11 protein-coding genes and 1 pseudogene are annotated in these 14,334 nt (G+C 41.1%); 5 read left to right on the forward strand and 7 right to left on the reverse strand.

The window, feature by feature from the left end:
* Positions 1-341 precede the first annotated feature (341 nt).
* The 3 genes from asnS to HNQ46_RS07215 are packed head-to-tail and all read left to right on the forward strand — an operon-like array spanning position 342 to position 4,873.
* Positions 342-1,730, forward strand: coding sequence for an asparagine--tRNA ligase (asnS, locus tag HNQ46_RS07205; protein ID WP_007156445.1), 1,389 nt, complete (start codon positions 342-344; stop codon positions 1,728-1,730).
* Positions 1,731-1,784: 54 nt separating this feature from the next.
* Positions 1,785-2,879, forward strand: a complete 1,095-nt coding sequence (locus tag HNQ46_RS07210) for a metallophosphoesterase family protein (protein ID WP_183684092.1) — start codon at positions 1,785-1,787, stop codon at positions 2,877-2,879.
* A complete protein-coding gene (locus tag HNQ46_RS07215) occupies positions 2,876-4,873 on the forward strand; it encodes an ATP-binding protein (protein ID WP_183684093.1) in 1,998 nt (665 codons plus the stop codon). Before HNQ46_RS07210 ends, HNQ46_RS07215 begins: the two co-directional genes overlap by 4 nt.
* A gap of 216 nt (positions 4,874-5,089) precedes the next feature.
* Here the strand turns inward: HNQ46_RS07215 and HNQ46_RS07220 are convergent, their stop codons facing one another.
* The 5 genes from HNQ46_RS07220 to HNQ46_RS07240 all read right to left on the reverse strand — a co-directional run bounded on the left by HNQ46_RS07220 (position 5,090) and on the right by HNQ46_RS07240 (position 10,696).
* Complete coding sequence (locus HNQ46_RS07220) at positions 5,090-6,220, reverse strand: hypothetical protein (RefSeq protein WP_183684094.1); 1,131 nt, start codon at positions 6,218-6,220, stop codon at positions 5,090-5,092.
* Between the two features lie 500 nt (positions 6,221-6,720).
* A complete protein-coding gene (locus tag HNQ46_RS07225) occupies positions 6,721-8,901 on the reverse strand; it encodes an ABC transporter permease (protein ID WP_243155879.1) in 2,181 nt (726 codons plus the stop codon).
* A gap of 125 nt (positions 8,902-9,026) precedes the next feature.
* Positions 9,027-9,773 carry an ABC transporter ATP-binding protein gene (locus HNQ46_RS07230; RefSeq protein WP_408637136.1) on the reverse strand — a complete coding sequence of 249 codons (747 nt, stop codon included), beginning with the start codon at positions 9,771-9,773 and terminating at the stop codon, positions 9,027-9,029.
* Positions 9,774-9,965: 192 nt separating this feature from the next.
* On the reverse strand, positions 9,966-10,103 hold the full coding sequence (locus tag HNQ46_RS07235) for a hypothetical protein (RefSeq protein WP_183684097.1): 138 nt from the start codon (positions 10,101-10,103) through the stop codon (positions 9,966-9,968).
* Positions 10,100-10,696, reverse strand: coding sequence for a TetR/AcrR family transcriptional regulator (locus tag HNQ46_RS07240; RefSeq protein ID WP_183684098.1), 597 nt, complete (start codon positions 10,694-10,696; stop codon positions 10,100-10,102). Before HNQ46_RS07240 ends, HNQ46_RS07235 begins: the two co-directional genes overlap by 4 nt.
* A gap of 312 nt (positions 10,697-11,008) precedes the next feature.
* Between HNQ46_RS07240 and HNQ46_RS12390 the strand changes: the two are divergent.
* Both HNQ46_RS12390 and HNQ46_RS07245 read left to right on the forward strand, forming a co-directional pair.
* Positions 11,009-11,266: pseudogene (locus tag HNQ46_RS12390) on the forward strand (IS1634 family transposase); the annotation flags it as partial.
* Positions 11,267-11,584: 318 nt separating this feature from the next.
* On the forward strand, positions 11,585-11,848 hold the full coding sequence (locus tag HNQ46_RS07245; RefSeq protein ID WP_183684099.1) for a hypothetical protein: 264 nt from the start codon (positions 11,585-11,587) through the stop codon (positions 11,846-11,848).
* A 212-nt stretch (positions 11,849-12,060) separates the two neighbouring features.
* Here HNQ46_RS07245 and HNQ46_RS07250 read toward each other — a convergent pair whose 3' ends face one another.
* Together HNQ46_RS07250 and HNQ46_RS07255 are read right to left on the reverse strand one after the other, a co-directional pair.
* Positions 12,061-13,398, reverse strand: a complete 1,338-nt coding sequence (locus HNQ46_RS07250) for a glucose-6-phosphate isomerase (RefSeq protein ID WP_183684100.1) — start codon at positions 13,396-13,398, stop codon at positions 12,061-12,063.
* 158 nt (positions 13,399-13,556) lie between these two features.
* Positions 13,557-14,240, reverse strand: a complete 684-nt coding sequence (locus HNQ46_RS07255; protein ID WP_183684101.1) for a 5'-methylthioadenosine/adenosylhomocysteine nucleosidase — start codon at positions 14,238-14,240, stop codon at positions 13,557-13,559.
* Between the last annotated feature and the right edge of the window lie 94 nt (positions 14,241-14,334).

Below are 14,334 nucleotides of genomic sequence, written 5' to 3' on the forward strand. Positions count from 1 at the left end.
CCGAATTTTACGAAATATTTACCATAAAAACTTCAAGCCTATTCTATTTTTTGTATAAAAGTTATTTATTCTTTGGAAAAAGGCTTTTATGAATCTCCCTATCCTATTGAAGAATGTTATAAAGCAAAAAAGAAATTTTCGGCAATATAGGGCAGTGGTTTACAGAAACCACTGCTCAGTCAGGCGAAGTCAGCAAGAGCGTGCCCCAAGTTCACTATATTGCTTAGAAAATTCATTTGATTGTTACGCCCTCAATTTAGCGGGAGTTTCCGTCGTATTTCCTTGAAAATTTTTTCTCCCTCCTATATACTGAAAAATATTGTTTATATAAAGGGGGAAGTATGGAAATTACAGGATTAAGAGACATTTTCCTATCACAGGAAGAATATTTGGATACAGAGGTCATGGTCAGCGGTTGGGTGCGAAGCAACAGAGACTCCAAGAATTTCGGATTCTTGGTGATTTCCGACGGTACCTTCTTTACTCCGCTTCAGGTTGTTTACCATGACAGCTTAGAGAACTTTGCACAGGCAGCCAAGCTTGGTGTCGGTGCTGCGGTAATTGTGGAAGGAAAGCTGGTAGCTACACCGGAGGCGAAGCAGCCCTTTGAGTTGCAGGCCAGTTCCATTACAGTAGAAGGAGATACGGAAGCCAGTTATCCCTTACAAAAGAAAAGACATACTTTAGAATATCTTCGTACTATTCCGCATCTTCGTCCAAGAACCAATACCTTCCAGGCGGTGTTCCGTATTCGTTCTCAGGTAGCTTTCGCCCTTCACTCCTTCTTCCAGGAGCGAGGCTTCGTTTATGTGCATACACCCATTATCACAGCCTCCGATACAGAGGGCGCAGGAGAAATGTTCCAGGTAACCACCCTGCCCTTGGAATCCGTTCCTATGGAAAAGGGTGAGGTGCAATATGGAGAGGATTTCTTCGGTAAAAAAACCAGCCTTACCGTTTCCGGACAGTTAAACGGAGAAACCTTTGCCCAGGCCTTCCGAGATATCTATACCTTCGGACCTACCTTCAGAGCGGAGAAGTCCAACACCCAAAGGCATGCTGCGGAATTCTGGATGATTGAGCCGGAGATGGCCTTCGCAGATCTGGACGATGTCATGTTTATTGCGGAGGATATGCTGAAATATGTGATTCAGTATGTTTTAGTCAATGCACCGGAAGAATTGGAATTCTTAAATCAATTCGTGGATAAGGGTCTTTTGGATAGATTAAATCATATTGTAGAGTCCGAATTCGCCAGAGTAACGTATACGGAAGCGGTAGAAATTTTACAAAAACAAAACGACCGTTTTGAATATAAGGTGGAGTGGGGCTGTGACCTGCAAACCGAGCATGAGCGTTACCTCACCGAAGAAGTTTACAAGCGTCCTGTCTTCGTAACGGATTATCCGAAGGATATTAAAGCTTTCTACATGAAGCTGAACGAGGACGGAAAGACCGTTGCCGCAGTGGATTGTCTGGTTCCCGGCATCGGAGAAATCATCGGCGGTTCTCAAAGAGAAGATGATTATGAGAAATTAAAGAAGCGTATGGAGGAGCTTAAGATGGATCTGGAGGAATATGAATTCTATCTGGATTTAAGACGTTACGGCTCCACAAGACACGGCGGTTTCGGTCTCGGCTTTGAGCGAGCTGTTATGTATATTACCGGTATGAGCAATATTCGTGATGTACTCCCCTTCCCAAGAACCGTTGGAAACTGTGAATTATAAATTTTTGCCTCTCGGGTATCCGGGAGGCTAAAATTAGCTTAGAAAGGATTCCTTATGCGTTTTATCCATGCCGCGGATTTACATTTAGGAATGATTCCGGATGCTCAGCATCCCTGGGGAAGAGAACGGGCCAACGCCCTTTTCCATTCCGCAGAAAAAATCGTAGATTTGGTTTTACAGGAAAATGTAGATGCCTTATTTCTGATGGGACAGATTTTTCATCTCCCTCCCTTGCAAAAGGACTTGGAATACCTGCATAAACTTTTTCAGAAGATTCCCTTCTGTCATGTTTTTTTGTTTTGCAAAAAGACGGAAGAAAATTACTTTCTCCGAAGCTTCTCTTTTTCGGAAAATGTACATGTTTTCACAGAAGAGCAGAGTAGATTCTATCTCCCGGAACCGGAAATGGAGATTTTAGCCATGCAAGAAAAGGACTTCTCCTTTTCCTCTGCGGAATCCTTTTCTTTGGAACACGGAGATGCCATTCCTATCCTGCTTTGGAACGAAAGAAGGGCCGAAGAATTTTTATCCCTTGAGAAGGCACAAAACAGTGAGCATGCAACAGCTGCTAAAGAAAGTCCGCTAGCCTCTCTTCCTTTTTCCTATATCGCCTTAGGTGGCGAAAGCAAGAGAAGCGTTTTTGCCAATGGGAAAGCTGCTTTCCCCGGTTCTCCGGAACCTCTAAGCGCTGAAAATACCGGTGAGCACGGTGTATATTTGGGAAGCATTCACCCCATCACAAAGAGATTGGAAAGCCTTTCTTTTTTCCCGATTTCCACCCTTCAATATGTTACCCTTCATTTGCAGCTGGATCCCAGCGTGGGGCAGGAAGCACTGAAGCAGGGACTCTTAAAAAAAATCGAAGAACGGGGAAAACAGAATATTTATAAAATCCGCTTTAGCGGAAAAAGAGATCCGGAAACCAAGGTGGATCCGAGTTTATTCCCAAAAGAGCTGCGCATCGTAGAATGCTTGGATGAAACCCTTCCCCAGTATGATTTTTATGCTCTATATAAAGAACATCAACAGGATATTTTGGGGTTCTTTATTCGTTCTTACTTAAAAAAAGATCTGGAGGACTTAAGCCCTATGGAAAAGCAAAGTCTTTTTTACGGCGTTTCCGCCCTTCTGGAAGGAGGAAAGTCATGATACTGGAAAAATTGTATATCGATGGCTTTGGGAAATTTTCCGATTATTCCCTGAACTTCTCCCCTTCCATTCAGATTTTGTACGGAGAAAATGAGGCGGGAAAAAGCACCATTCATGCCTTTATTCAAGCCATGCTCTACGGTATCCCCAAGGGAGCCAGTAAAAAAGAAGTCTTTTTCCAATACCGCCCCTTTTCCAAGGCACTGGGCTTTGGAGGTTCTTTGACCTTTTCCCATCAGGGGAAAAGCTATTGTGTACAAAGGGACTTTTTACAGGGAGGAGAAGCCCATATTACTATTCTCCCCCAAGGGGAAAAGCTATTTGAAGGAGAGAGCTTTTTACAGTCCGTCCTTTCCCCATTTTCCTTAGAGAGCTTTAAAAATACCGTATCCATACGACAGCTGAAGTCTTCCACCGAGCGGGAAATGGTTTATGAATTACAAGCTATGCTTTCCAATTTCCAAGAAAGCGGCAATGTGGAGCTTAACCCTCAAGCAGCTTTGGACTACCTGGAGCAGGAAGAAGCAAGGCTAAGAGAAAAAATGATTCCGGATGCAACAAAACGATACTCCGGTCTCTTAGGAGAAGTGAAAAATACCCATAGGAGTCTCTCCCTTTTAGAAGCTGAAGAAGCCCAATCTTCAGAGGAAAAATCTATCAAAGGATTAGCTCCGAAAGAGGCGATGATAGAAGCAACAAATAGAGAGGAAACAGATGGAGAAGAATCCTTTGAAAAGAACGGCTCTGTAGCAAAGAACTGTATCTTGAAAGAGGAATCTTTGGAGCTACAGCGGAAAGTGGCGGAAATAGAAGAAACCCGGGAAGAATGGAACAGACTCTCCTCTCTTTTGGAAAAGGAGGGCTTAAACAACAAAGAGGAGCTTCTGCTGGAACAGGAGAAAATGCTGCAATACCTCAGTCATGAGCAGGAAGAAAAGGAACTGGGCAAAAGCTCGATCTTTCTTTATCCCCTCTTCTGCTTCTTCGCCCTTTGCTTTGCTGTTTTGACCACACTAAGCTTTCTATATGCCTATACCAGTGTTGCTCTGCCCAGATTTCCCTTCTTTTCCATGGGCTTCTCCGCATACCTGTATCCCTTCTTCTGTGCTTTTTTACTCTTCCTTCTTCTGGCTTTATCGCAAAGAAGGATTTTTACACAGCAACAAAGGTGGGTAAAACAAGAGAAGCGGGAATTTGAAGAAATTCTGGCCAAGAGAAACATTTCCACCTTCCTACAGTTCCAAAACAGCAGCAAAGAGGAACTTCGTGAAGAAGGTTCATCCTATACCCAGGCAAAGGTATTACAGTATTACAATACTCTTTTGGAAAAATGGGGAGAAAAGGAAGAACTGGAAAAAAGCTTAGCTCTTTTGGAAGAAAGTTATCAAAAAGAAAAGTTACTTTGGCTGGAAACAAGCTACAAAGAAAAACAAAAAGAGCAGCGGGAAGAACTCCTACGCCAATACGGCATCCTACAAAATAAGGCGGATTTAATTCGTCCCTCTCTAGAGGAAAATGAGAAATTACAGGAAAAGCGAGAGGCTCTTCTGGAAGCCAAAGAGCGTATTCGACAAATTGCCGGAGAAATCCGAAAAAGTTTTGCCTTCCACTTAAACGAGGACTGCGGGAAGGCTCTATCCGAGATTACAGGAGGTCGCTACGATTCTCTTTGGATTGATGAACAGCTGCATATCTATGTGAATGCCAAAGAAGGTTTCTTCCCCTTGGAACAAGCCTCTACCGGTACCATTGATCAATTGTATTTGGCTCTTCGTCTCTCTATGGCACTCCTACTGCAAAGGGAAAATAGGGATTTGCTTCCCCTCCTCTTTGATGACAGCTTTGCCATGTATGACGAAAAAAGGCTGGCAGCCAGTATTGGCTATCTGAAAAAAGCTTACCCTGCCCAGATTCTTCTTTTCACCTGCCATCATAGAGAGGAGAAAATCTTAAAGGAACTGGGAATTCCTTTTGAACAAGCGGAACTAAAATAAACAAAGCGCGTAAATGGTAAACTACTTTTTAAAAAATACAGGTCTGAAAGTCGGGGCGTATGAAGTACTGATAATCCCTAGACTTTCAGACCTATTATTCTTAACGAGTATCGCACGCGTAGTGTGCGATATCTCGTTGTATAATAAGTTCAAAATATTCTAATGTTTTATATTTCGAGTTCCAAAACGAAATCTGATTCCTTCCGGCTATTCTTTTTATTCAGAATCACTTTCACCGGCAGGAGCAAGTACCGGTTCCACTTCCGGTGCTTCCAGCTTTAAAACCGCCTCTGTAAGACTCTTACACTGTCCTTCTTGCAAAAATTGAATCATTCGATGCAGGTCTTCTTCGTTCAAATGTTTTTTGCCGATAAACTGCTCAAATTTTTGGGTAATGGAAATCTGAATTTCCTGGGCCTTTCCTTCCAAACTATTTCTTTCCTGAGAGGCCTGCTGCCATTGATCTTTCAAAGTCGTAAGACGCTCTTTCTCCGTGTTCTCCATCTCATCCCGAATAATATTCTGATTAACGGTTTCAAAGCTATGGAGAGCATTCTGCTTTTGAGCAATCACTTCGTTTCTCTCCTGATTCAAACGGCTTAGTTCATCATCAAACTCTTCCAGATGATAATGGGATTCATTGGAGTCTTTGTTAATCTCCTTCTTTAAACGCTTCATCTGTTTCTTGTTTCGATTAATCTTCCTTCGAATCTCTGCCCCCTGATTTACCACATCTCTAAACTTCCCAACGGTTCGGTTTCCGATAAAGACATAGAGACCGCCAAAGATCAGGATATCCAAAAGATAAATTCCTACCAAAAACAGAATTCTATGGGGCACCAGAAAATAATAGATGGAAATAGGAATCGACCCAAAGAAAAGTAAAAAGAGAAAAATCATCCCCAAGACTTCTGAAAAGGATACCGGCTTATAGAGAATGGCAAAAAGCTTGGTGGTGCAGAATAAGGGTGCTCCTTCTCTGGTGCAAATTCCGTGATACTGTCTCTTTAATTCCACATTTTCCTGCTTCAAAGGGGCGGATTCTTCCGCTACCCTCTCCTTGATTCCCTTATTTTTAGCCTTTTCTCTGGCCTCTTGAACCTTTTTGATTTTTCCGTCACTTTGAGACAGCTGCTGGTCATAGCTGCTTTCCAGTTCCTTCTTACGCTCTTGAATCGTTTTTTCAATCTTTTGCTTTAGGGCTTCTGTCTCCTGCTCAAAGTCAAGTTTTCCTTGCTTTTCTCTTTCTAAAGCTGATTCCGCTTGGAGCTTACAGTCCTCCAGTTGCTTTACCGCTTCTTTCGCCTGCTCTAAAAATAAAACCGGATTTTCCTGCTCTAATCCCATATTGGCCTCCTGGTCTAAAAGAAAATATTTTGCAATTTTCCAGTACTTATCCATTCTTTTATAACAAAAAAGATAGTCTCCGTAAAGACTCTTCCCTCTTCTTTCAGAAATATCACTTCACTCTTCTTTCAGAAATATCGATTTATAGAAATTTATAGAGGAACGTTATGACGGTTTCTATGCCGTATGTACAAACCTGGAAGATGATGTGGCAACGATTATAAGTATTAATCAAAAGCGATGGCAGATTGAAGAATGTTTCCGGATTATAAAAAGAAAACAAGAGCTCATAAATGGCGTAATTACGCCGTTTACGGGCTCTTGACTCTTTCACAACTGTCAAAGACGGGAGCTAAGTGACATGAGACTGGAAAGAATTTATTCTGCCCAAACGCAGGGAACCAGGAGACAAAAGATTTATGCAGTTAACCCGGTGCGGTAATCTTGCACCGGATTTTAAATATCCGCAGACGGCGGTTATTTTTTCTTAAGACAGCATTTTATTCGACCGACTTCAACGATTCGACCATATCTATATGTGCTGTTAACCTGCATACCATAAGCTGGATTAAAAGAGAGCAGCCTACGACGATTAATGAAACAATTATATATGATATCAATCGTAAATGAGGTGAATATGAAATCGTGGTTGTTGAGACTGTTCTGACATATAGTCCAAGAAAATACCATCCAGCAATCGAGCCAATTATCCACCCTGTCACCATGGGGATCAGGCTGCTTTTAAAGATAAGACTCTTTATATCTGTATTGTAGCTGCCGAGAACACGAAGTGTGGCATATTCTCTGTATTTTTCTGTAAAGTTCAATAATCCGAGATTATATTGGATCACAACACTTAGAAGAATGGCTGCTGCAATCAGAAGTATGATTACTCCCTGAACGCTGTCCAGCAATTCCTCGGACTCACTGTATTGTTTCTTCAACTTGACTGAATCTTTGATAACAGACATCTGCCTCACATCGTCCAGATTCATGTTGTCATCTGCCAATAATGCGCTGGCTGTAAATGTATTGCCAAGCGATTCCCAGTATGACTGCGACATAAATATTCCCTGAGGGCTGTTTATATCTGCAATCTGGGAGACCTTCAGATAATTTCTCTTTCCCGCTATAAGTACGCTGATAAATCCGTTTTCTTTCACATTCAGATCCCTGGCTGAAGAACTGGATAGAATTATTCCATCAACAGGTAGTCCCAGCACATTTCCATCAGTATCATATGTCGTGAAAAAATAACCCTGACCAATAATAAACAGACTTTCAGAATGAACAGACATTGAGCTTTTCGCCTCACATAACTGTTCGCTTACCCACTGACAGTCGCCTGACAGAAGAGATTCTATTTTTTTGACTTCATCCTCTGTTGGAGACATACTGAGATTTAACTTTTCATAATAAGTGTATTGCCTGCCATAAATCTCACTGTTTACGATGTTGATAGTGTCTTTTAATCCGAAGCTTGCCATCAGAAGCATCATGCTCCCTAAAACGCCTACAATTCCTATTGCTGTACGAACTTTGTTCTGTCCTGCATCTCGGATGATCCATCTCCAGTCAAAGCTCAGTCTGTTCCACAGAACTTTAAAATGTTCAGCAAAGACCTTTTTCTGACTCTGCCTGCCAGAATCACGGAGCAAATCAGTCGGTGCCTCAACTACGATAGATCTGCATGAGATCCAGGCAGATAATGTACAGATAGTGATAAGCAGTACAATAAGGATTACTGAATAATACGAATTACGCCCCAGCCATTCAGGCATGCTGTAAAACTTTTTCTGCAAAGAAAGAAGGACAGGGGTTACTGTATGTGGTGCAAGCTCGTAGCCCAGTAATGCTGCTGGAATACTGATGACAAGTCCGTAAACAGCATAATGTAGCTGGATCTGAAGAGGATGAAAACCAAGCGCCTTTAATATTCCGATCTGTGTACGCTGCTTCCTGACAATTCTTGTCATAGTTGTGTAAATGGTAAGGAGTGCCAGAAGAAAAAATACGAGTGAAAACATGACAGACATCTTTTTTATCTGCCCGATCTTATTTATGTATGAAGATACAGGTGTGTATTCCGTTCTGTCATAACACATCATATATTTATCATTGAGAATAGTTTTCAGATCTAAGCGCAGTGAATCCACGTCAGTTATATTATTTGTAGTAATTTTTATCTGATTATAGGCTGCATTAGGGACTATCTGAGAATGAGTATCTGCTGATATGAATCCATAGGTATATTTCGAATGATCTGGCACCATGAATGTAGATGAACCTGTATAGCAGATATACTCAGGGCTGTAGACCAATCCCTTAACTTCTAACTTTTGACTTTTTTCACCGTAGTATATCTGAATCTGGTCACCAACATGGATTTTCTTATTGTCTGCATAATCTTTATCCAGCCAGATGCCGTCTTCTGTTGGCTTATATTCATTTCCGTTAATACATAAAGGCTTTGATATTTTATTGTCTTTGTTGGATATAAGACAGATATTGACATTGGAATCGCTATCCAGATATGCGCTTTCTACAGCAGAAAGCTGGGTTTCGTTTATCCCATCAAGCTCTTTGATCTGTCCAATATCATCATTGTCAAATCCGAGACCACTGATCCAGATATCTGCCAGATTTGAATCCTTAAAATAGGCAGTCTCTTCCTGCTCCATACCGTTCCATACTCCCTCGATACCTGAGTATATCAGCATTCCAAGAGCGCACATGATAAATATCGACAGGAACTGAGATTTCAGTCGCCAGATGTCACGAAGCATTTTACGAAACAGTGTACCCATTACCAGTTTACCTCGTCAACCTTCAAAGGTTTTTCATTTTTCTCAGAAAATTCGATCCTACCGTCCTTTAGGTGTATCACTTCATTAGCGCATAGCGCAATAGAAGCATTATGCGTCACTATGATTACGGTTTTGTTATATTTCCTGGCCATATCCGTAAGAAGTTGAAGTACACTCCTTCCTGTAGCGCTGTCCAGAGCTCCTGTTGGCTCATCACAGAGAAGAATGTCCGGATTTTTACATATGGCACGCGCGATAGACAAGCGCTGCATTTCTCCGCCTGAAAGTTCATCAGGAAAATGCTGACATCTATCCTCCAGCCCGACACTACGGATCATTTCCTTTGCGTCAAACGAATGTGACGTCATCTTAGCCACAATACTGACATTCTCTAGTGCATTAAGTGATGGTATCAGATTGTAAAACTGGAAAACAAATCCTATCTTTTTCCTTCTGTATTCGGTTAGTTCAAATTCATTGAGCTTTGAAATATCGGTATCTGACACCCGTATGCACCCAGATGAGGCTCTATCCATGCCACCTATAAGATTGAGCATCGTACTCTTTCCAGATCCGCTCGGTCCTAAAATCACAGTGACACTTTCGTCTTCAATGCTTAAGCTAACATGATCAAGTGCCGTTACTTCGCTGTCACCAACATTATATGTCTTTGATACATTCTCAAATGTAACTGCTTTCAATATATTCACCTCGCTATGTAAAGAATACAATCTACCACTTAACATAAATTAGAGCATGTTGCCATTGTGTATTTTCGGCAGCATAGATTAGTACTTTCGAATTCTTTTTAATTTTCCCCTCACTAATCGCCTTATCAATAGCATAAGGTACTGCTGCATTAACAAGAGCTCCGTCATCACTTCCCGTATATATTTTGTTTTCTTGAATAGCAGGAAGCGCTTCTAATATATGCTTCTTTAGGAATCAAAATGGAAACGTTCACCATGCTCAGCAATGAAATGAGATATTTGCGTACTTTCTGACTCAAGACCGCCTACCAGCATCGCCTGTTCAATGGCATTTGTTAATTCTGTGTATACGTAATTTCTACTCATTTGCTCTCCTTCTGTTCAGCAAAATTATATAGTTTAAGAATCATTGTCTTGATCGTTGGTAGTTTTTCCTTCAAATAATCGATCTTCTCATCTGGAGAAATTTGATTCATGATATTAAACAATCCTGAAACCAAAAACTCAGTGATAAAATTTGGATCGCTGCAGTTGCATTCTCCATTATCATTTCCAGAAAGTATAAGTTCTGTTACAAGAGGAACCATTTTTTTCCCAACATTGAAAAAAATCCTCTCGTGTGTTATACCGTTTTTCACATTTAGAATTCCCATAAATATGCCAAACTTTTTTTCTGCCGAATCAATAAAAATTTGAAAAATACGATTGATTTTGTCAAAGGTGCTTATATCCTTATCTATCAACTTATTGACAGCATCTATTATCGCGTCTGCATATCTATCTGCCAGCTCCTCCATTACTTCATCTTTTGACTTGAAGTAATAATAGAAAAGTCCCTTTGCTACTCCAATTTCATTGACAATATCCTGTACTTGTGTCTGCTCATATCCCTTCTCCTCAAACAGCTTTCCAGCTGTCTCAATGATTTCATTGCGTCTTTCTTCTTTAGTTTTTGCCATATAAATTCTACCTCATATATATATATTGACTGACTTCAGTCAGTTTTTATTATAATATTTTATGATTGTTTGTCAACCTAGATTCTCGGATTTCCAACCTGTAGCAGTCAATATAAGTAGACACGTTCCCATTATTCAGCTCGGTAGTTTGACAGTTAAATAGTTCCAAAATCTCATCAGGCCTTGAAAAGCCTGTATTTTTTTGTCAGATTTTATCAAATATACACCGGCTATATTCAGCTATATGTGGTATAACGGGCGCATGGAGGGGCTGCGTCATGAAAGTATCTGTATCAAAATCGAAGAATCAGACCATCTATTACCTGCTTCACTGCCCTGATTCTTTATCGCATTCTGGAGAAGAAGTTAGGTGAGAGTTATACCACTGAAAGCATTATAAGAACACTGAAAGAAATGAACATGCTGATAGCTCCCGGTGAAGGATATATCCCTGAGTATACACGAACCGACCTTACAGACAAACTCCACGACACATTTGGTTTTAGAACGGATTACGAGATTGTATCTCAAAGAGATATAAAAAAGATTTTAACAGCAACGAGAAAGTAGAAATATTGCTAGAATTCAAAGAGAAAACAAGAGCTCATAAATGGCGTAATTACACCGTTTATGGGCTCTTGACTCTTTCACAACTGTCAAAGACGGGTTTTATAACAAAAAAGATAGTCTCCGTAAAGAGTCTTCCCTCTTCTTTCAGAAATATCACTTCCCTCTTCTTTCAGAAATATCGATTTATAGGAATTTATATTTTTTGCTGTATGGAAGTATAAATTGGGGGATTGCTTTATCTCATTTGAAAAGCTATAGTCAAAAGACTTGTTTATTTTTCTGTTTCCGTATAGAGAAAGGATGTTTAAAGAAGTTTTTATGTTTCGTATGAGTGGTACCCTGAGGAAGGATAATAAAATATTGGCTTCCTGCGTTTCCCGGCAGGAAGGCCCCGGCAGTAGAACCGAGAAAGTTTTTAAAGCCCTGGAAGAAATTTGTCAGCATCTGGATTTGGCCGTTCCCATCTGGCTGCCTGCCCGAATTGAGGAGTTTAAACAAAGAAGTAAGACCGTATTTATGGAGGATTCCTTTATGGAGGATATTCCCTTTGACAGCTTTAGCATAGAAGTAATCGAAGAATAAGGGCTGTGAAAAATCAAAATTAAATAGATTTTCGGCAATATAGGTCTAAATGAGGGGTAGTCTGAGCCCGTCGGTACTTACGAAAAACAAGAGAATCGAAGTTTTTCGCTTAGTATCCGATACGTGGCGAAGCTAGCGAGAGCGTGCCCCAAATTTAGACCTATATTGCTTTGAAAACTATTTTGATTTTTACAGCCCTATAACAATTAACATTACTTATTTGCCAATTCCTTTGCCAGCTCTTCGTATCCCGGCTTTCCTAAGAGGGCAAACATATTTCTCTTGTAGCTCTCTACTCCCGGCTGGTTAAAGGGGTTTACCCCGTTCAGATAAGCGGAAACACCGCAGGCAAACTCAAAGAAGTAGAATACCTCTCCCAGAGTTCTGGCACTCTGCTCGTCAATCTTCACGATAAAGTTCGGTACATCTCCATCACTGTGGGCCAGAATTGTTCCCTTCATGGCAGCCTTATTGACAAAATCCACGGTCTTTCCTGCAAGATAGTTCATGCCGTCTGTGTCAATATCTTCCTTCTCCAGCACAATCTCTTCCTTGGACTTCTCGATTTCCAAAACAGTTTCAAAGTGCAGGGGACTTCCCTCCTGAATAAACTGTCCTAAGGAGTGTAAGTCTGTCGTAAAGTCTACGGAAGAGGGGAACAAGCCTCTATGATCCTTACCCTCGGATTCTCCCATCAGCTGCTTCCACCACTCGGAAAGGTAGTGGCAGGATGGCTCATAGTTTACCAAAATCTCAATCTTCTTATTCTTACGAAGCATGATGTTTCTGGCAGCCGCATACTGTAAAGCAGGGTTCTCCTTGTAGTCAGCAGAAAGCAGTCTTTCCCGCATAGCATTGGCACCATCCATAAGCTCCTGGATATTCACCCCTGTTACGGCAATGGGAAGTAGGCCTACTGCAGTCAGTACAGAAAAACGTCCGCCGATATCATCAGGTACCACGAACTCCTCATAATGCATTTCATCGGCAAGGTTCTTTAAAGCGCCCTTAGCCCGGTCTGTGGTGGCATAGATACGCTTTGCAGCCTCATCCTTTCCATACTTCTCTTCCAACAATCCCTTAAATACTCTAAAGGCAATGGCAGGCTCTGTAGTGGTTCCGGACTTGGAAATGATATTGATAGAGAAATCCTTTCCCTTCAATACATCCTGTAAATGCAGAATATACTTGGAAGAAATATTATTTCCCACATAATAAATTTCCGGAGTCTTTCTGTCCTCTTTCTTTAATTCATTGTAAAAGCTATGGTTTAAAAACTCATTGGCTGCACGAGCCCCTAAGTAGGAACCTCCGATACCGATTACCAAGAGAACATCGGAATCTTCCTGAATCTTCTTTGCCGCCTTCTGAATTCGCTGAAACTCTCCCTTATCATAGTCCGCCGGCAGGGAAATCCAACCTAAGAAATCATTTCCCGCACCTTTACCGGACAAAAGAGTATCTCTTGCCGCAAGGGTCTGGCTCTTAAAGTTCTCCATCTCCTCTTCACTGACGAATTTTCTTGCCTTGGATAAATCAAATTGTAGCATATAGCCTCCTTCTCCTTTTCCCTCTATTCCTTCAGAGGGTAGTTCTTCCGAGATGGTTTACGAATATATCGTGAAACCGTCTCTTCTTAGCCCCTACAGTGTATCCTAAAAAAATACACCGTTAACTCTAACTTTATTTCTTATTTTGTAAGAAAAACTTACTTTAAGAATTCTAAGACAAAGTCTACACTTTGTGCAATAGCTTTTCTCTCAAATTCTGTATAAGTCATAGGTGCTTTAGTGTTGGCTTCATCGGAAATAAAGCGCAAAATCAAGAAAGGAACTCCATTTTTTCTTGCAATCTGGGCAATAGCCGCCCCTTCCATCTCACAACAGGATGCCTGGAACTCCTTCCGTAAAAATTCCTTTTTCTCCTGAGAGGAAACAAAGCAGTCGCCGGTAGCTACTCTACCCAGAAAAGTATGGAAGTCCTGCATGGTCTTCCCCACTGCTAATGCCTTCTCAATCATTTTTTCCTCTGCCGGAAAGGCCAAATCCTCTTCTCTGGGAATCTGTCCTAAAGGGTATCCGAATTCCGTGGCGTCCATATCATATTGCACTGCATCCTTGGAAACCAAAAGATCCAAAACATGGATTTCCTCCGCAATGGCTCCTGCCACGCCGGTATTTAGGATTTGACTTGGAGAAAAAGTATCAATTAAAGCCTGGGTACAAGCTGCTGCATTAACCTTTCCGATTCCGGCTTTACATAGTACTACTTCCTTTCCGGAAAGCTTTCCCTTTACAAAGAAGTATGGACCCTTTTGGATTTCTTCCCTGTCCTCACAGAGCTCCTTAAGCTTTGCCACTTCCTCTTCCATGGCTCCGATAATCCCTATCATCTTCCCCCTCCTTTTTACAGCTTATGATATACCCTTTTATGGCTTTTAATAAAATTTGAATAATTTGAAAAATTGAACTGCATCGATTTTTTCC

It is taken from the genome of Oribacterium sinus (assembly GCF_014202695.1).
Lineage (GTDB): Bacteria > Bacillota > Clostridia > Lachnospirales > Lachnospiraceae > Oribacterium > Oribacterium sinus.

Excerpts from the sequence above, each read along its gene's own strand:
- HNQ46_RS07215 (WP_183684093.1), top strand. The coding sequence starts at position 2,876 with ATGATACTGGAAAAATTGTATATCGATGGCTTTGGGAAATTTTCCGAT.
- HNQ46_RS07225 (WP_243155879.1), bottom strand. The coding sequence starts at position 8,901 with ATGGAGCAGGAAGAGACTGCCTATTTTAAGGATTCAAATCTGGCAGAT.
- asnS (WP_007156445.1), top strand. The coding sequence starts at position 342 with ATGGAAATTACAGGATTAAGAGACATTTTCCTATCACAGGAAGAATAT.
- HNQ46_RS07230 (WP_408637136.1), bottom strand. The coding sequence starts at position 9,773 with ATGTTAAGTGGTAGATTGTATTCTTTACATAGCGAGGTGAATATATTG.
- HNQ46_RS07255 (WP_183684101.1), bottom strand. The coding sequence starts at position 14,240 with ATGATAGGGATTATCGGAGCCATGGAAGAGGAAGTGGCAAAGCTTAAG.
- HNQ46_RS07235 (WP_183684097.1), bottom strand. The coding sequence starts at position 10,103 with ATGAGTAGAAATTACGTATACACAGAATTAACAAATGCCATTGAACAG.
- HNQ46_RS07245 (WP_183684099.1), top strand. The coding sequence starts at position 11,585 with ATGTTTCGTATGAGTGGTACCCTGAGGAAGGATAATAAAATATTGGCT.
- HNQ46_RS07240 (WP_183684098.1), bottom strand. The coding sequence starts at position 10,696 with ATGGCAAAAACTAAAGAAGAAAGACGCAATGAAATCATTGAGACAGCT.
- HNQ46_RS07250 (WP_183684100.1), bottom strand. The coding sequence starts at position 13,398 with ATGCTACAATTTGATTTATCCAAGGCAAGAAAATTCGTCAGTGAAGAG.
- HNQ46_RS07220 (WP_183684094.1), bottom strand. The coding sequence starts at position 6,220 with ATGGGATTAGAGCAGGAAAATCCGGTTTTATTTTTAGAGCAGGCGAAA.
- HNQ46_RS07210 (WP_183684092.1), top strand. The coding sequence starts at position 1,785 with ATGCGTTTTATCCATGCCGCGGATTTACATTTAGGAATGATTCCGGAT.